This window comes from Gemmatimonadaceae bacterium (genome assembly GCA_036496605.1).
GTDB lineage: Bacteria > Gemmatimonadota > Gemmatimonadetes > Gemmatimonadales > Gemmatimonadaceae > AG2.
Genome location: DASXKV010000032.1, coordinates 243,689 through 260,809, shown reverse-complemented (window position 1 = coordinate 260,809; position 17,121 = coordinate 243,689). Strand labels below are relative to the sequence as shown.

Here is a 17,121-nt window from a genome sequence, read left to right as displayed (position 1 = left end):
TCTCGCCCCCTACATTACCGCGGCATGAGTGCGAAGCGCAATCTTGATACGATTTCTCCCTCGGGGAGCAACAGGGGTGCTGTCCCCGCGCCCGCGCGCGACGCGCGAACGATGGAGACGAGGCCGACACTCGTAGCGGGCACGACCGAGCGTGGCAGACCCATCACCCATGGTGAGCGGAATCCGGGCAAACCCCTGGACCTCGACGCCGTGCGTTCGATTCACGTCAATCGCAGCGCCGTCGAGCGCCGCGCCGCGACCATTCCAACTCGGCGCACCGTCAAGAAGGAATGGCAGGCCGCGTGGTTGCTCCGGGCGATCACACTCATCGACCTAACGACGCTCGCCGGCGACGACACCCCCGGAAACGTACGGCGGCTGTGCGCAAAGGCGCGCCGCCCACTGCGCGACGACCTGGAGCGATCATTGGGAGTTGCCGAGCTTGGTATTCGGGTGGGTGCCGTCTGTGTATACCACGCGCTCGTACCAACAGCCGTGGAGACTCTCACCGGAACGAACATACCCGTTGCTGCGGTTTCCGCGGGCTTCCCCGCGGGACTGAGTCCGTTGGAGCAACGGATTGACGAAATTCGCGCCAGCGTCGCCGCGGGCGCCCGCGAGATCGACATCGTCGTCACGCGCGCGCACGTACTCACCGGCAACTGGCAGGCGCTGTACGACGAGGTGAAGGCGTTTCGCGAGGCCTGTGGCGATGCGCAGATGAAGGCGATTCTCGCCACCGGCGAGCTCGCGACGCTGAACAACGTCGCGCGCGCGAGCGTCGTCGCGATGCAGGCCGGCGCCGATTTCATCAAGACGTCGACGGGGAAGGAAGGTGTGAATGCCACGCTGTCGTTCGCCCTCGTCATGGCGCGGATGATCCGCGAGTACCATGAGCAGACGGGGTACGTTGTTGGGTTTAAACCGGCCGGCGGCATCCGTAGCGCGAAGAACGTGCTGGAGTACATGTACCTGATGAAGGACGAGCTGGGGGATCGCTGGCTTCGGCCCGATCTCTTCCGCATCGGCGCGAGTGCGCTCCTCACCGACATCGAACGGCAGCTCGAGCACTTCGTGACGGGCCGCTATGCTGCGGCCCATCGCATGCCCATGCCCTAACGTCATGTCATCAGTCGCCGAAATTTTCGAGTCTCTCGAGTATGGCCCTGCTCCCGAGAGCGACAAGGACGCCGTTGGCTGGTTAGGCAAGCACGAACGCGTTTTCGGCCACTTCATCGGCGGCCGCTGGACCGCGCCTGGCGAGACCTTCGACGTCGTTAACCCAGCAACGCGGGCGATTCTCGCGCGCGTTAGTCAGGGAACCGCATCGGATGTTCACGCCGCCGTGGCGGCAGCACGTGACGCGCTGCCGGCCTGGCGGGGCCTAACGCCTCACGCCCGGGCACGGTGGCTCTATGCACTCGCGCGCGGTATACAGAAGCACTCGCGCCTTTTCGCCGTTCTCGAGAGCATGGATAACGGCAAATCGATCCGCGAGACTCGCGACATCGATATCCCGCTCGTTGCTCGACACTTCTACCACCACGCTGGTTGGGCGCAACTGCTCGACGCGGAATTTCCCGGTTACTCGGGCGTCGGCGTCGTTGGGCAGATAGTACCATGGAACTTCCCGCTGTTGATGCTCGCGTGGAAGGTCGCGCCGGCCTTAGCGGCGGGCTGCACCATCGTCATCAAGCCGGCGGAGTTCACACCCCTCACCGCGCTGCTCTTCGCCGAGCTTGCCGCCGACATTGGTCTGCCGGCCGGTGTTTTGAACGTGCTGACGGGTGACGGCGAGACCGGCAAGTCGATCGTTGATCACCCCGACGTCGACAAGATTGCGTTCACCGGGTCGACAGAGGTCGGCCGCGCCATTCGACGTGCGACCGCCGGTTCCGGCAAGAAGCTCAGCCTCGAGCTGGGCGGAAAGAGTCCATTCATCGTGTACGACGACGCCGATCTCGATGGCGTCGTCGAGGGCGTCGTCGATGCGATCTGGTTCAATCAGGGGCAGGTGTGTTGCGCCGGTTCGCGCCTCCTCGCGCAGGAAGGAATTGCACCGAAGCTCGAGGCAAAGCTACGCACACGGATGGAGAAGCTGCGCGTCGGGTCGTCGCTCGATAAAGCGGTTGACATGGGCGCGATCGTCGCGCCCGTGCAACTCGAGAGAATCCGCGGACTCGTCAGGCAGGGAGTAGAAGAAGGCGCGCGTATGTGGCAGCCCACCTGGGCGTGTCCGACGGAGGGCTATTTCTATCCGCCGACGCTCTTCACCGACGTCTCCCCGTCGTCCACCATCGCGCAGGTCGAGATCTTCGGGCCAGTGCTCGTGTCGATGACCTTTCGCACTCCAGAGGAGTCGGTCGCGCTGGCAAACAACACCCCGTACGGCCTCGCGGCGAGCCTCTGGACGGAGAACATCAATCTCGCGCTGGACATTGCGCCGAAGCTCAAGTCCGGCGTCGTCTGGGTGAATTCGACAAACCTCTTCGACGCGGCGGCCGGCTTTGGCGGCTATCGTGAGAGCGGCTTTGGCCGAGAGGGTGGCCGGGAAGGGATGTACGAATACCTAACGCGGGATGGGGGAGATGGGACGCGCGGCGCATTCGAGAGCGCCGCGCCCGGTGCCGCGCGTCCGGCGCCGCTCGGTGTTCACCCTCAACCCGCAGTCCACAGTGCTCTACCCCCCATCGACCGCACGCCAAAGCTCTTCATCGCCGGCAAGCAGGCGCGTCCCGACTCGGGGTACAGCCGTCGCATACACGGGCCTAACGCGGAGGTCGTCAGCGAAGTCGGCGAGGGCAATCGAAAGGACATCCGCAACGCGGTCGAAGCGGCGCACGCCGCCTATCGAGGGTGGAGCAAAGCAACGGGCCACAACCGGGCCCAGATCCTGTACTACATCGCCGAGAATCTCTCTGCACGCGCAGCCGAGTTCGCGAGGCGCATTCAGGCAATGACTGGACGTGACTCTGCAGACGCCACTCGCGAGGTGGACGCCGCCGTGTCGCGTCTCTTCACGTATGGCGCCTGGGCCGACAAGCACGATGGCGCCGTCCATTCCGTTCCGATTCGCGGCATCGCCATCGCCATGAACGAGCCGATCGGCGTCCTCGGTGTCGCCTGCCCTAACGAGTGTCCGCTGCTTGGCTTCGTCTCTGTCTTCGCTCCGACTATCGCAACCGGCAATACCGTCATCGTGATTCCGTCCGAGCCATACCCTCTCTCGGCTACGGATTTCTACAGTGTACTCGAAACCTCAGATGTGCCTGATGGCGTCGTCAACATCGTCACCGGAGGAAAGGACGCGCTGTCAATGGTTCTCGCAGAGCACGACGATGTCGAAGGGATGTGGTACTTCGGTTCACGTGACGGCGCGAAGGCGGTCGAGTACGCGTCTGCATCGAACATGAAGCGCACGTGGGCTACCTGGAAAAGCCGCGACTGGTTCGACGCGCGTCACGGGGAGGGCCGCGAATTCCTCCGCGAGGCGACGCAAGTCAAGAATGTCTGGGTGCCGTATGGGGAATGAATGTGAGCGCGTTAGTCCGCGCTCACAGCTGTGGCGTGTTGACGCTCGAGACCTGTGACGTTCCCAGATATTTCGTCAACCAGCTCTGCACCTCGCCCCACCACAGCCGCTGATTCTGCGGCTTCAGCACCCAGTGCCCCTCGTCGGGGAAGATGACCAGCCGGCTCGGCACACCCTGACGCTGCAACGCCGTGAACATCGACAGGTCCTCGGTATAGGGAACTCTAAAGTCGAGCTCACCACCGCTCACCAGCGTCGGCGTCTTGAAGTTCTTTGCATAGAGATGTGGCGAGTACACCCGATACTGCTCGCGCATCGCTTTCGGATTCCAGAAATCGCCGCCGTACTCCCACTCCGGGAACCACAGTTCCTCGGTGGCCGTGTTCATGTTCTCGAGGTTGAACGGGCCAGCGTGCGACACCAGCGCTTTGAATCGCGTCGAGTGTCCCGCGATCCAGTCAACCATGTAGCCGCCGAAGGAGCCGCCGGCCGCGCCTAACCGCGAGCGATCCATCCAGCTGTTGCGTGCCAGCGCCGCGTCCAGACCGTTCATCAGATCCGTATAAACCTTGCCACCCCAGTCCTTCGAGACACCGTTGACGAATGCCTGGCCGTAGCCCGTAGACCCACGCGGATTCACGATCACGAGCGCAAGGCCCGGCGCGGCGAACATCTGGTAATTCCAGCGCGAGTGCCATTGATCGAGCCAAGCTCCCTGTGGTCCGCCGTGAATCAACAGCACCGTTGGATACTTTCGCCCCGCTTGCCACTGCGGCGGCTTGACGATGAATCCCTGGACGCTGTCGCCGGTCGCGCCCTTGAACCAGAAATCCTCGACTGGATTGACGGCCAACCGCTTCACGAGGGCGTCGTTCTCGTGGGTGAGCTGGCGCGCGGCGGCCTTCCCGTTAGGCTCGACGTTGGCGACGAAAACTTCGGCTGGCTGATCGGCGGCGTCACGCGCCCAGGCGAGCGTCCGCCCATCGGCTGACAGGGTGAAGCCAGCGTTGTTGTGCTCGCCGACGAGAAGGGCGGGCCCACGCGGTTTCACCAGACTCGCCCCAGCCGTCCCCTGCTCGAGCACGAAGCGATATAGCTTCTCTCTGCCGACATCGGTCGTGTTCACATAGAGCGCGCTCATATCCGGCGCGAAGAAGTACGAGTCGGCATTTCGATCCCACGATGGGAGCAGCTCACGGCTCGTCTTCGTCGCTCGCTCGTACAACATCAGCCGCCACCGGTCCGACTCGAAGCCCGCGGTCTTCTGCGACGAGTATGCGATGAATCGCCCGTTAGGCGTGTAGATTGGGTTCTGATCGGCTCCCCTGTTCGCGGCCGTGATCACCGTCGCCGGGCCACCAGCCGTCGGTACGACGTAGACGTTGACATCCGTCGACCACGCGTCGGCGCGACCAGCGTCCTTGGCCGTGTAGGCCATCTCGGTGCCATCAGGCGAAAACGCGTAACCCTCGCTGCCGCCGAAAGGTCCAGGCGGTACGTCATATCGCGCACCGGCCGTGAGATCGCGTAGCCCTGAGCCGTCGGGTGAGACAACGAACAAGTGCGAGCGCGTTCCGTTGTCCCATGCGGTCCAGTGCCTGAACATCAACTGGTCGGCGATGTGCGCTTTCACCGGATTCGCCGCCGCGGCGCTGTCCCGAGACGAGTTGCATGCGTCCGTCGTGCAATCGGGATAGGCCGACGTCGTGAACGCGATGAGCGATCCGGTAGGCGACCAGACAGGTCCCGTTGCGCCACCACTCAGATTGGTGAGCTGGATGCGATTGCTGCCGGCACTATCTGCTACCCACAACTGTCCCGTCGCGATGTACGCGATGCGCCGACCGTCCGGCGACCAGCGCGCCTCGCTCGCGTTGACGTCGTCACCTGGGAAGACACGTGGTGCCGCGCCCGATACTGCGACGACAAAGGTCTTTCCCGTGCGCCGGTTCGCAGCGACATCAGTCGTCCTCACCGCATACAGCACCGAGCGTCCATCGGGTGAGACCTGCGGATCAGAGACTGCGCGCACCGCGGCGAAATCGTCAAACGTGATCGGCCGCTGCTGTTGAGCACCTAACGACTGACTGGCCGTTCCGGCCACGGCGGCAAAGACCAACGCAATCGATGCTTTCATGAGAGGCTTCTGGTGAGGATCCCGCTTCCAACGATACATCACGGCACGCGACGGTGCGCGTCACTTCGAACTGCCCCATGCGTTCAAAACATCCTCCGCAATGCGGCCCTCTGTCGCCTCGAGATCCGTAAAGTCGCCGCGATTCATGTTCGTGAATACGGCGGCCACGATCGGACCGGATCGCGCATAGATGATCCCGACGTCGTTGCCAAGTAAGGGCGGCCAGTCGCCAGTCTTGTGCGCGATCCCCGCGCGGAAGCGGATCCGCTGCGGCAGACGTGACTCGTAGAACTGCTCACGAAGAATGCGAAGCATCTGTTGCGTCGACGGCTGGCTCGCCAGCTGACCCTGCTGCAACTGCTCGAGCAATCTCGCAATCTCACGCGCCGTCGTACGGCCGAGCCACTTCGACGAATCGGCGACGAACGCAACATTTCTCCGCTCGGCACCACTGTCATTCGGGAATCCGCGCGTGAACACCTCACGGTCGGTCATCGATGCGAACTTGGGATCCGATTGCACCCACACCTGGCGGAACAACGTCCCCGTCGTTGCGTTGAGTCGAGTCTGACGATAACCGAGCGAGTCGAGCATCCGGTTCACGCGATCACGGCCGACTTTCGCGATCATGATGTCGGTCGCCGTATTGTCGCTCGTGATAATCATCTGGGTGAGGATGTCGCGTATCGTGGGCCGAAGACCGGGCGTGAATGTCTGCAACAGCCCGCTGCCGCGTCGCAGGTCTTCCGGCCGTATTGTGTACCGCTGATCGAGATTGAGCCGACCAGCGTCCGCGTCGCGAAACGCTAGAATCATCACCGGAATCTTGATCACGCTCGCCGTGTTCATCGGCACGTCGGCGCGGATGGCGATCTCTCGCCCGGCGACCCCGATCTGCTTCGCGTAGAAACTGCTCTGCGCCTGGAGCGAGTCGAGTCGCGCGCGAATCGTTTCCTCGAGAGACGGCGGCGCGACTCGTGATGCGAAGCCCGCCATTCGTGTTGCTCGAGGTGCAATTGGGAACCTCGTGCTCGGGCGGGCGGACCACGTCGTCCCGAGGAGGGTACCTGCAAGGAGGAGTGGAAGTGGGAGTGTGCGCATGGGGCTAACTAGCGCAACCGCGGGCTCGTTGGCAACCATCGTCGACATCTGTAACACTTGACTGGCCAGCAACGTTACGAGTGTGGTGGTGTAAGAGCGGTCAATGATGGGCTGGTTTCTCCAGCCCGTCCACGCATCGGTGATGACCATCGACGGGCTAGTCGCCCGTGGAGGTATCGACATGTCCAAGTTCTGTTTTTCGGTAAGCAACATCGAATCTCGTCGCGACGGCGAAATTGAGAGCGATTCGTTCTCCGATGCCGTGGACGAGTTGGGTCGCCAGATTGTCGTGAGCAAGGGTGATTTGCTCGAGATTGGCGTGTATGGTTTCCCACCCGCGCGCTTCGAGTGCGTGGGTCTGGTCAAGGGCAGCAGACCGATCTGGTTTCCGAGCGGTGGGCGGATGGCGGCGTAACGGCTGTGGGTCGAGGGCAGCGGGTAGGGGGTAAAGCGCTTCCGAGTCACCCACTTCCCTCGACACACTACCCTCGACCCACCACTCTCTGGGCAACCATTCCCGCCATCTCCATCGCGTTGGTCGTCCCATAGTTGCCATAGCAATTATTGAAGACGACGTGCACCTGCTCGGCCTCACCGGCGATCTCCACGATCTTCGGCACCCAACCACCGAGCTCCTCTTCGTTGTACAAGTAGCGAAACCGTTCGAGTACCGTCGTGCCGCGCTTCTCCCACGTCTCACCTCGACGTCCGTGCAGTCGAACGACGGCCAATCGAGACGATGTGACGGCGAGGTCCGGCGGTACGCTCGACGCAAATCCTTGCGGCTCGTCGACGATTATGTAGCTCATCTCTTGCTCGCGAAGCAGCGCCAGCGTGCGCGCACGATGCGCGCGCGCCAACCAGTCGCTGTGGCGGAACTCGACCGCAATCGGCAGCTCACCCAAGCGTCGTCGCGCACGCGCGAGCATCTCCGCGCTGTGCTGTGCCGGTCGCACCCACGACGGATACTGAAGGAACACCGCGCCGAGCTTTCCCGCTTCGTGGAGTGGAGAGATCGCGTCGGCAAAGATACGCCAGGCCTCATCTCGAATCTCGTGAGGCACGTCCTTGGCGTAGAGACGCTTCTTATCCACGATCTCGTTAGGTAGCGCGTCCTGGAGCACGCGTGGCAAGCGCGCGGTCTCCGTCGCGTGACCTGTCATCCAGCCGAACGCCTTCACGTCGAATGAGAAGTCTTCCGGCGTCCGGTGGACCCAGAGCTCCGCGACGCGCCGCGTCGGCAGCGCGTAATACGACGAGTCGACCTCGACGACGGAGAAAACACTGGAGTAGTATCTGAGCCGCGCCTCTGCCGACGTCACGCGATCCGGATAGAAGACTCCAGGCGCGATCAATGTCGGGTCCGTCCAGCTGGCCGTCCCGAAGCGAACGACAGTTTCGCCGGCGTGGACAAGCGCGGGCGCCGATCGCGTGATTTCGTCGGCGCGATCGCGCGCCGTCGCGATGCCCGGATCGTGTTCGGTCGAGCGATTGGTCGACGGCCGCGCCGCGCCGGATGCCATCAGTCTTTTCCCCGGTTTCGCTCCAGGAACTCATCCACCGAGGGAGGAACGAGCAAGTTGTCGGCAATCTTCGCGATTTCCTCAGCTTGCCGCCATGCCGTCTCGAGCAGTGCGAGCTCGCCTTCCATCGCGCGACGCTCGCTCTCCTCGTGCGACGCCATTTCCAGCGCAAGCCTCGACGCACTCGGTAGCTCTTGAAGCCGTCGTCCCATCCCCGATTGGCGCGCCACTTCGTGCACGAATTCGGAGGATGGCTTCTGCGAATCCTCGATGAGTCGCACGGCGTGCTCGACCTCGCGCTTTTCCGCGCCCGCCCAATTGATCGCCGGGAGGATGTAGCCCGCGCCTCGTTCCGCTTCCTCACCCGTCAGGTGCAGCGTCTCTCCGCGAAGTGGCAGTGAGAGGAGAAGCCCCCCATTTCCCGCGCTGCCTAGCCTAACGTCGACAAGGTCCCGACGACGCACGGCAGCAACTCGCTCGCCATGCGCCTTGTCTTCGTACGGGATACGCGCGACGATGGCGTCTTCGCTGCCATACGCGATCCGTCGATAGCCGGCGTAGATCCCACGCCAGATCCACCAACCGCCGCTGCCGAACCCCACGCCGGCGCTCACGCCTAACGCGACCCCGCCCGCGATCGCACCACCGACAATCCCCACGCCGAGACCGACGCGAACCATCCTTCGTCGGCGTCGCCGGCCGAATTGGTCGCCATATCGCCATGCCGCGAACTCCGGCCGCAGCGCCGGTCCTACGCGCACCAGCTCGAGCCCTTCGCGCACTCGTGCGAGCCCGATATTGTCCGTCGACACCCTCAGCCGCGTGTCACGAAAGCATCGCTCGCACGCTTCGATCGCCTCCCACCTCTCCTCGAGCGGCGACAGGTTCCACCGCTCGCACTTCCGACACACCACCCAAAGCCGCCCGTTCGCCGCATCGAACGCCAACCGCCGCCCGATGGGAAAGGATTCGATTACCTCGTTCGTCCCGAGGTTCGCGTTACAGAACAGGCAGGTGGAATACACCTACCAAAGATAGGGCGCGTACCCGGTCGGGCATCTGAGATTCAGCTTCCCTTCCTGATCTCGAGCCTGCCATTCCCGGTCTGAAGGTGAATCATCCGACCACCAGAGCCGATCGTGCCTCGCATGTGTTGCGGATCGAGACGGCCGATCAATTTGATGGCGAAATCAGTGCGTAGGTCGCCGTTGCCCGTGCTCGCATCGACATCGCCGTTGAAATCCGGCGGGAGCGTGACGCGCACCGCACCGGTGCCACTCGTGAAGTTCATGTCCCCGGCACTGGTGAGCGTTCCCATCCGAACATCGATGTCCCCGTTTCCGGTTGTCGCCGACACCGGACCAGCGGACGTCGAGACGAAAATGCGGCCGTTGCCGGTGGACGCACGCACAGGTCCGCGCGCGCTCTCGACCTGGAGGTCACCGTTGCCCGTAGACGCGGTCACGCGGCCATCAGTCTTGCCAATGCGAATTCCGCCATTTCCGGTGCTCAACTCCACGTCACTACCTGCTCGCTCGACAGAGACCTCACCATTTCCCGTTGTCGCGCGCAGACGCAAGCCGCCCGGCATGGCGATCGTGTAACGCACCGAAAATCGAGTGTTGCTGAAATTACCGTCATCGCACGCGCTCTCACCTCGATACACCGTGCAGATCGTCGCGCCAGACGATGACTCCCGCACATCGAACGAGATATCGCTCGGATCACCGCGCCCGCGCATTCGCTTTTCGGCGTGGACCTCGACACGATCACCGCTCGACTCGGTGACTGTGATTCCACCGACGATGTTCTTCACCGTCAGCGTTCCACCATCACCGATGCGAGCCGCCCAGACGAAGACACTGTCATCGCGTCCGCGGTTGTTCTGCGCGCCGAGCGTTGCCATTGCGGCGAAAGTAAGTGGCGCGACGAGCCGTAGGTACTTCATCGTCGAATGCCTCGAAACCGGAGAAGTGCAGCGAGCCAGCGAGCGAACCGCTGGCGTTCATTCAGACAACAGACATCTATCGATGGTTTGGATCGTCCGATGGCTTGGATCGTCACTCATGCCGCCGTTGCGCACCGTCAACGCGCCTGACGGCGCTCACGTTCGAGCAACGTCTTCTTGCGTTCGACACCCCACTTGTATCCACCGAGTTCACCGTCGTTGCGAACCACGCGATGGCATGGAATAACGACCGCGATTCGATTGCTCGCGCAGGCCTGGGCGACGGCGCGTGTCGCTCGGGGATTCCCCAGGTCCGCGGCGATCTCGCTGTACGACCGCGTTCGGCCAGGTGGAATCTTTCGCAGCAGCGCCCACACTTGCTGTTGAAATGCGGTCCCTTGCACGTCGAGCGGCACATTCAACCCGAGATTCCCGCCGCCGATGTTGGCTACGATCTCCGCGACCCAATCGCGATGAACATCGTCCCCGCGCTCGATCTCGGCGCGTGGGAAATCGGCTCGCAGCTTCCGGACGAGCGCTTCGTCGCCATCACCGAGCGCCACTGCGCAGACTCCGCGTTCCGTCGCGGCAACGAGTAGCCCGCCGAACGGTGAGTCGACGATCGTGTACGTGATGTGCATGCCCGCGCCGCCGCGTCGATAGGCAGCCGGGGTCATACCGAGCGTTCTGTCACTCCGCTCGTAGACTCGGCTGCTCGAGCCGAACCCCGCTTCGTAGGTCGCGCGACTTACCGTGTCGCCCGCGCGAAGCCGCGACTTGAAACGCGACACTCGCAGGCCGTCCTGGTACTCGCGTGGCGAAACCCCGAGCAACCGCTTGAACATACGCTGGAGATGAAACGGGCTGAGACCCACGTTCTCTGCCAGGGACGCCAGAGTGATGAGCTGATCCGGATGCTCTTCGATGTACAGCCGCGCTCGTTCCACTGCGATTGCCGCCGGGCCGAGCCGTGCCTCACGAGGATGACACCGCCGGCACGCGCGATAGCCCGCCTCTTCGGCCGCGGATGGCGCGCTGTAAAATGTGACGCGCGCTCGCGCCGGTTTGCGCGACGGACACGACGGACGGCAGTAAATGCGCGTGGATCGCACCGCGTACACGAACCGGCCGTCAAACCGCGGATCGCGCCGTTGTATTGCGCGCCACGCCTCATCACCATCGAGGACAGGAGTCGCCGGCTCGGCGCGAAACGTCGTAGGCATGGTCAACATCATGGATGCTCCGGAAAGGACTGGAGCGCAAGCTAGGGTTCTTGCGCGGACAGGCTATCCGAGGCTTGCGGTCAAAGTGGTGATTGGTGCCTGGTAGCTGGTGAAATCCGAACCACCAATCTCCAATTATGAATCACACGTTCTTCACCTCGCTCACCAGTCCTGTGAGCGACTTCTTGGCATCGCCGAACAGCATCAAGGTCTTCGGGTTGTAAAACAGCTCGTTCTCGATTCCAGCAAAACCGGCGGCCATGCTGCGCTTCAGAACGATGATGCTCTTTGCGTGATCGGCGTTGAGAATGGGCATGCCGTAAATCGGAGAGGCCTTGTCCGTGCGCGCTGCCGGATTCACGACGTCGTTTGCGCCGATCACGAGCGCAACATCGGCACGATCAAACTCCCCGTTTATCTCATCCATGTCATACAGCTTGTCGTACGGCACGTTCGCCTCTGCCAACAGAACGTTCATATGCCCGGGCATGCGGCCAGCCACGGGATGGACCGCGAACTTCACCTCGCCGCCACGCGCCTCGATCAGCTCCGCCAACTCGCGCACCTGATGCTGCGCCTGGGCCACCGCCATGCCATAGCCTGGGATCACGATCACGAGCTGCGCGTACGCCAGCTGCACGGCTGCGTCGTCGACGCTCGTTGAGCGAGCGCTCAACCCTTCCGTAGTCTTGCCTCCCGCCGTCACCTGCGAGCCAAAAGCGCCGAACAGCACGTTCGTGAACGAGCGATTCATCGCCTTGCTCATCAGGACAGACAGGATGAATCCCGACGATCCGTCGAGCGAGCCGCTGATGATCAGGATCACGTTGCCGATCGCGAAACCCGTCGCGCACGACGCCAACCCCGAATACGAGTTCAGCAAGGCGACAACCACTGGCATATCAGCGCCGCCGATCGGCATCACGAGGAGGATCCCGAACACGAACGCGAGCGCGATCAGCGCGTAGAATAGCGCCTGCCGCTCGGGATGTACGACGAGCATGCCGAATAGCGTCAGCATCGCGAGAAAAACCAGCGCATTCACGAGATTCTGGCCGCGATACGTCAGCGGCCGCGAGGTGATCAGCTCCTGCAACTTGCCAGCGGCGATGAGCGTTCCGCCGACGGTGACCATGCCTAACAGCACCTCGATTCCTAGCGCGGCCATGATCGGTCGCGGTATCCCTTCACTGTTCGTTATGCGAGTGTTGTACTCGGCGATGCCCACCAGCGCCGCCGCGAGTGCGCTGAACGTCAGCGAAAGCGCGATCCGCTGAGGCATCGCCGTCATCGGCACCCACATGCCGAGGGGATATCCGATCACGACGCCGAGGAGGAGCCCGCCCGCGATCCAACGGTAGTCCACGATCTGGTGGCTCACGAGAGTGCCGATGACGGCGAAGAGCATTCCCGCGGCGGCGAGCAGCATGCCATGTCTTGCTCGATCGGGACGCGTTAGGCTGCGGAGCCCGAGTATGAACAGGACCGATGCCGTTAGGTACGAGCCTTGAATGAAGTAGTCGCGCATTGCGCCGGCTGGGTATCGGTCGGTCAGCGCGGTGCTGGCGGCGCCGCGGAGGCGGCTTCGCGCTTCATCCCACCGGTGTCGCGCCTGAACATCCGCAACATTCGGTCGGTGATCAGAAAGCCACCGACGATGTTCGACGTCGCGGCCACCACCGCGATGAATCCGAGAATCGTCGCGACGCGGCTCTGTGCGGACCCCGCGGCGATCAACGATCCCACGAGCGAGATACCGGAAATCGCATTCGTCGCCGCCATCAGCGGCGTGTGAAGCAGCGACGGCACTTTCGAGATCACCATGTATCCCGTGAAGGCCGCGAGAACGAACACATAGAGCTCGAGAAGGAGCATCGTCTGGTCGGTTGAGAGAAGCCTTACTTGAGCACTTTGCCCTGATGGACAAGCAGCATCGCGCCGGTGATTTCGTCCGACGGATCGAGCACGAGCGCGCCATCCTTCACCAGATGCTGCAGTAGCGACAGAATGTTGCGACCGAACATCTGACTTGCGTGAAAAGGAACACTGCTCGGCAAATTCACCGGTCCCATGATCGCCACGTCGTTCGCGTGCACCGTTTCCCCCGGCTTCGACAACTCGCAATTGCCACCCGACTCGACGGCGAGATCTACAATCACCGCTCCCGCGCGCATCGTCTTCACCATGTCGCTCGTGATCAGCGTTGGCGCCGGCCGGCCGGGAATCTGTGCCGTCGTAATCACGAGATCGACGTCTTTGATGTGTCCCGCGATCGCGGCGAGGGTACGCTGCTGCTCCTCGTTCGTCTGCGCGCGCGCATAACCGCCCGCTGTCTCTGCTGACGAGCTCACCAACTCCGTAGCGACGAACGTCGCGCCAAGGCTCTGCACCTGCTCTCGCGCGGCCGGTCTCACGTCGAATGCGGAAACGACCCCACCGAGACGGCGCGCCGTCGCGATCGCTTGCAACCCGGAAACGCCCGCGCCGATCACGAACACGCGAGCTGGCGAGATGTTGCCGGCTGCCGTCGTCAACATCGGCAGGAACTTTCCCAACTCCGCGGCTCCCAGGAGCACGGCTTTGTATCCGGCCACGGTGCTCTGCGACGACAGGACATCCATCGACTGCGCACGCGTGATACGCGGAACCAGCTCGAGCGCCAACGAATCGACACTTCGCTTCGCGAGGGCTGTAGCGACCTCTTGGTGCTTGCCGGGGCGCATGAGTGAAATGACCGCCGTCCCCTCGCTGATCTGGCCGATCTCGTCGAGGGTCGGCGGCTGCACCTTCACGATCACCTGCGCGTTTGTCAGCGCCGATCGCGCGTCCGGGATGATTTGCGCGCCAACTGCGGTGTACGCCTCGTCGCGAAACCCAGCGTGTTGGCCTGCGCCCTTCTGCACCACTACCTCGAGACCCGACTTCACCAAGCGGCCCGCGCTATCCGGCGGCAGCGCCACTCGCTGTTCGCGAGTGGCGGTTTCAGTTGGAACGCTGATTCGCATGCGGGCGGGTGAAACGAGGCGTGGAGCGCCGATCCGGCGCCGGGGCGAAAACTAGCCCGCATGCCCAGTCGCGCAATGACGGGCAGAACTCTCGGTAAGGCTTTCGTAAGACAGAACGCGCACTCACGTTTGCCCGGGCGAATGCACATGTACTTTCCATGATTCTGTACTGGCCCGTGGAGTAACACATGGTTTTGCTTTGTCCCCGAATCGCTTACGCTGTGGTGATCGCGGTCGCTGGCGTTTTCAGCGCGCCGCGTGTCGTGTCCTCGCAGAGCGCACCGACGCGCGAACTGCCGCTCAAGCACGCTCCACAACCGACGGCCGCTGACATCACGCCGTCGGATCTCATGACGCGTCTGTACATCTTCTCCGATGATTCGATGCAGGGTCGTCGCGTTGGGACCGAAGGACATCAGCGCGCCACTGCCTACATCGAGCGCGAGGTACGTCGGCTGGGACTCGTCCCGGCGGGCGATAGCGGCGGATTCTTCCAGAATCTTCCTGTCTTCGAGCGCACGCTTGCCGGTGATCAGACGCTCGCCGCCGGCGGCACAACCTTCAAGCCATGGATCGATTATCTGCCGCGCGACAACGGGCCGAACGTCCGTGCGCTCAACGAGGCACCGGTGGTCTTCGGTGGGTTTTGGGCCGACACGGCGACTCGGATCTCTCCCGCGGCTGCTGCGAGAAAGTTCGTCGTCATCGCTGTGCCCAACGGACCGGATGGCCAGCCGCAGTGGCAAGCGAATCGACCACAGCTCACGCGCTACTACCTCGACGCGGCGGGCATCGCCATCGCCTCTCTCGACGCGATGGAACCGGAGGCACGTCAGGCGCTCTCCGAACCATCGGTCGACCTCCAGACACCGGAGCCGCGAGTACCCGAGTTGCCCGCCTTCATGTACCTCACGCGTGCGATGGCCGAATCGCTCCTCGCTGGGCCGATCCGAGGGACGGCACCGGGAAAACTGTCAGGGAAAACCGTCAGCGGATCCGTGCGTTTTAGCGATACGCACGCTCCGGCGCGCAACGTCGTCGCCATCCTGCCAGGATCGGATCGCACGCTCAAGGGCGAGTATGTCGCAATCGGCGCGCATAACGATCACATAGGCCTCGATCACAACCCTGTCGACCACGATTCGCTGCGCGCGTTCAATACTGTCATTCGTCCAGGCGGTGCCGACGATCCGGAGCGTGCGCCCAAGGCCGACGAGACGACGCGGATTCGCACGATTCTGGACAGCTTGCGCCGTATCCATTCATCGCGCCGCGACTCGATCTACAACGGCGCAGACGACGACGGCTCCGGGTCCGTCGCGCTCCTCGAGATTGCCGAGTCACTGGTGAATGCGAGCGTGAAGCCGAAGCGATCGATCCTCTTCATCTGGCACGCAGGGGAAGAAGAAGGTCTCTGGGGATCGGAATACTTCACCGATCATCCAACGGTGCCGCGCGATTCGATCGTGACCGAGCTCAATATGGACATGATCGGGCGCGGTCGCGCCGACGACGTGAAAGGGGGTGGACCCGGGTACCTCCAGCTCATTGGCTCGCGTCGCCTCTCGACGGAGCTCGGAGATCTTGTCGAGAGCGTCGCGAAGACGGAGCCGACGGCATTCCACCTCGACTATCAGTACGACGCGAACGGACATCCGCAGCAGTACTACTGCCGCAGCGATCACTACGAGTATGCGCGCTACGGCATACCGATCGTCTTCTTCTCTACCGGTGGTCATCGCGACTATCACCAGGTGACCGACGAGGCGGAGTACATCGATTACGACCAGCTCGCGCGCGTAGCGACGCTCGTGCGCGATGTCGCTGTGCGTGCGGCGAATCTCGATCATCGGCTCGTCGTCGACAAACGAAAACCCGATCCGCACGGCCAGTGCGTGCAGTGACCTTGACCGAGTTTCTCGGAGCTGGCACCTGATTTGACACAGTGAGCAAGAGCGTTCGCGCGCTTACTTTGTGCTTCGTATTGCGTCACTATTTCGTCTCTTGCCGGATGACGCTCTTCGTTCGCCGGTGAAGCTCCGCATGCGTGTCGTCGTCGAAAGCAGGGTCATGTTCAATCGCAGCATAGTTCCAGACCGGTATACCGATCTGCGCAATTCGCTCTCACGCCTTGCTTTGGTGGCGCTGAGCGTTGGCGCGTGCTCGTCATTCCATCGTGTGCCGAAAACGGCGCCTGCACCGACCGCGACCGCGACGAAAGCAGAGCCGGAGCCGGCGCCGCTCTTCACATCGCGTGACGGCGCGCCGACGAGCTTCGTTCGCTCGACTTCTGACGCGAAAACAATGCGAGTGGTCGGCGTGCGCGACGGGATCACGAAGCAAGCAGCCTTTCGGATGGCGACTGATTACCTGACGCAGAAGTACACCGTCGACGTCAGCGATCCGAACGCGGGTTTCCTGATGACGCGCTGGCAATCGACGCTCGTGCGCGATAGTGTGCCCGAACTTCGCTATCGCACGCGCATCATCCTGCGCTTCCTCGGCGACACTATCTGGAAGCAACTCACAGTGCACGCGGAGGCGAATTGGCTGCGCGGCGAAGAGTGGGAGGTGGGTTACGACGGTGCGCTACTCGATTCCGTGAGTACCCAACTGAACGTTCGATTGGGCAAGCGCAACTGACGAGCGGCT

14 protein-coding genes are annotated in these 17,121 nt (G+C 62.8%); 5 read left to right on the top strand and 9 right to left on the bottom strand.

Annotated elements, in window-relative coordinates:
• Nucleotides 1–24: 24 nt before the first annotated feature.
• Nucleotides 25–1,119 (top strand): deoxyribose-phosphate aldolase, encoded by a 1,095-nt coding sequence (gene deoC / locus VGH98_11815; protein HEY2376653.1) that lies wholly within the window; start codon nucleotides 25–27, stop codon nucleotides 1,117–1,119.
• 4 nt (nucleotides 1,120–1,123) lie between these two features.
• Nucleotides 1,124–3,532, top strand: coding sequence for an aldehyde dehydrogenase family protein (locus tag VGH98_11810; protein ID HEY2376652.1), 2,409 nt, complete (start codon nucleotides 1,124–1,126; stop codon nucleotides 3,530–3,532).
• 22 nt (nucleotides 3,533–3,554) lie between these two features.
• Here the strand turns inward: VGH98_11810 and VGH98_11805 are convergent, their stop codons facing one another.
• On the bottom strand, nucleotides 3,555–5,669 hold the full coding sequence (locus VGH98_11805) for a S9 family peptidase (GenBank protein HEY2376651.1): 2,115 nt from the start codon (nucleotides 5,667–5,669) through the stop codon (nucleotides 3,555–3,557).
• A 60-nt stretch (nucleotides 5,670–5,729) separates the two neighbouring features.
• Nucleotides 5,730–6,665: a serine hydrolase gene (locus tag VGH98_11800; GenBank protein HEY2376650.1), complete on the bottom strand. Its 936-nt coding sequence runs from the start codon at nucleotides 6,663–6,665 to the stop codon at nucleotides 5,730–5,732.
• A gap of 244 nt (nucleotides 6,666–6,909) precedes the next feature.
• Between VGH98_11800 and VGH98_11795 the strand changes: the two genes are divergently transcribed.
• Complete coding sequence (locus tag VGH98_11795; protein ID HEY2376649.1) at nucleotides 6,910–7,185, top strand: hypothetical protein; 276 nt, start codon at nucleotides 6,910–6,912, stop codon at nucleotides 7,183–7,185.
• Nucleotides 7,186–7,252: 67 nt separating this feature from the next.
• On the opposite strand, the gene VGH98_11790 is transcribed toward VGH98_11795, so the two are convergent.
• The 7 genes from VGH98_11790 to VGH98_11760 all read right to left on the bottom strand — a co-directional run bounded on the left by VGH98_11790 (nucleotide 7,253) and on the right by VGH98_11760 (nucleotide 14,469).
• The gene (locus VGH98_11790; protein HEY2376648.1) at nucleotides 7,253–8,293 is read right to left on the bottom strand and encodes a DUF72 domain-containing protein; all 1,041 of its coding nucleotides are present in this window, start codon (nucleotides 8,291–8,293) and stop codon (nucleotides 7,253–7,255) included.
• Nucleotides 8,293–9,318: a hypothetical protein gene (locus VGH98_11785; protein HEY2376647.1), complete on the bottom strand. Its 1,026-nt coding sequence runs from the start codon at nucleotides 9,316–9,318 to the stop codon at nucleotides 8,293–8,295. Before VGH98_11785 ends, VGH98_11790 begins: the two co-directional genes overlap by 1 nt.
• Nucleotides 9,319–9,359: 41 nt before the next feature.
• On the bottom strand, nucleotides 9,360–10,241 hold the full coding sequence (locus VGH98_11780; protein ID HEY2376646.1) for a DUF4097 family beta strand repeat-containing protein: 882 nt from the start codon (nucleotides 10,239–10,241) through the stop codon (nucleotides 9,360–9,362).
• Between the two features lie 137 nt (nucleotides 10,242–10,378).
• The gene (ada, locus tag VGH98_11775; GenBank protein ID HEY2376645.1) at nucleotides 10,379–11,464 is read right to left on the bottom strand and encodes a bifunctional DNA-binding transcriptional regulator/O6-methylguanine-DNA methyltransferase Ada; all 1,086 of its coding nucleotides are present in this window, start codon (nucleotides 11,462–11,464) and stop codon (nucleotides 10,379–10,381) included.
• Between the two features lie 142 nt (nucleotides 11,465–11,606).
• Nucleotides 11,607–12,992, bottom strand: coding sequence for an NAD(P)(+) transhydrogenase (Re/Si-specific) subunit beta (locus VGH98_11770; protein ID HEY2376644.1), 1,386 nt, complete (start codon nucleotides 12,990–12,992; stop codon nucleotides 11,607–11,609).
• A gap of 23 nt (nucleotides 12,993–13,015) precedes the next feature.
• Complete coding sequence (locus VGH98_11765; protein HEY2376643.1) at nucleotides 13,016–13,339, bottom strand: NAD(P) transhydrogenase subunit alpha; 324 nt, start codon at nucleotides 13,337–13,339, stop codon at nucleotides 13,016–13,018.
• Nucleotides 13,340–13,362: 23 nt separating this feature from the next.
• Nucleotides 13,363–14,469, bottom strand: a complete 1,107-nt coding sequence (locus VGH98_11760; protein ID HEY2376642.1) for a Re/Si-specific NAD(P)(+) transhydrogenase subunit alpha — start codon at nucleotides 14,467–14,469, stop codon at nucleotides 13,363–13,365.
• A 188-nt stretch (nucleotides 14,470–14,657) separates the two neighbouring features.
• On the opposite strand from VGH98_11760, the gene VGH98_11755 reads away from it, so the two are divergent.
• Both VGH98_11755 and VGH98_11750 read left to right on the top strand, forming a co-directional pair.
• Nucleotides 14,658–16,373 (top strand): M28 family peptidase, encoded by a 1,716-nt coding sequence (locus VGH98_11755; protein ID HEY2376641.1) that lies wholly within the window; start codon nucleotides 14,658–14,660, stop codon nucleotides 16,371–16,373.
• A 100-nt stretch (nucleotides 16,374–16,473) separates the two neighbouring features.
• Nucleotides 16,474–17,112 carry a hypothetical protein gene (locus VGH98_11750; GenBank protein HEY2376640.1) on the top strand — a complete coding sequence of 213 codons (639 nt, stop codon included), beginning with the start codon at nucleotides 16,474–16,476 and terminating at the stop codon, nucleotides 17,110–17,112.
• Nucleotides 17,113–17,121: the final 9 nt, after the last annotated feature.

Excerpts from the sequence above, each read along its gene's own strand:
- deoC (HEY2376653.1), top strand. The coding sequence starts at position 25 with ATGAGTGCGAAGCGCAATCTTGATACGATTTCTCCCTCGGGGAGCAAC.
- VGH98_11810 (HEY2376652.1), top strand. The coding sequence starts at position 1,124 with ATGTCATCAGTCGCCGAAATTTTCGAGTCTCTCGAGTATGGCCCTGCT.
- VGH98_11805 (HEY2376651.1), bottom strand. The coding sequence starts at position 5,669 with ATGAAAGCATCGATTGCGTTGGTCTTTGCCGCCGTGGCCGGAACGGCC.
- VGH98_11800 (HEY2376650.1), bottom strand. The coding sequence starts at position 6,665 with ATGGCGGGCTTCGCATCACGAGTCGCGCCGCCGTCTCTCGAGGAAACG.
- VGH98_11790 (HEY2376648.1), bottom strand. The coding sequence starts at position 8,293 with ATGGCATCCGGCGCGGCGCGGCCGTCGACCAATCGCTCGACCGAACAC.
- VGH98_11780 (HEY2376646.1), bottom strand. The coding sequence starts at position 10,241 with ATGAAGTACCTACGGCTCGTCGCGCCACTTACTTTCGCCGCAATGGCA.
- ada (HEY2376645.1), bottom strand. The coding sequence starts at position 11,464 with ATGCCTACGACGTTTCGCGCCGAGCCGGCGACTCCTGTCCTCGATGGT.
- VGH98_11770 (HEY2376644.1), bottom strand. The coding sequence starts at position 12,992 with ATGCGCGACTACTTCATTCAAGGCTCGTACCTAACGGCATCGGTCCTG.
- VGH98_11765 (HEY2376643.1), bottom strand. The coding sequence starts at position 13,339 with ATGCTCCTTCTCGAGCTCTATGTGTTCGTTCTCGCGGCCTTCACGGGA.
- VGH98_11760 (HEY2376642.1), bottom strand. The coding sequence starts at position 14,469 with ATGCGAATCAGCGTTCCAACTGAAACCGCCACTCGCGAACAGCGAGTG.
- VGH98_11755 (HEY2376641.1), top strand. The coding sequence starts at position 14,658 with ATGGTTTTGCTTTGTCCCCGAATCGCTTACGCTGTGGTGATCGCGGTC.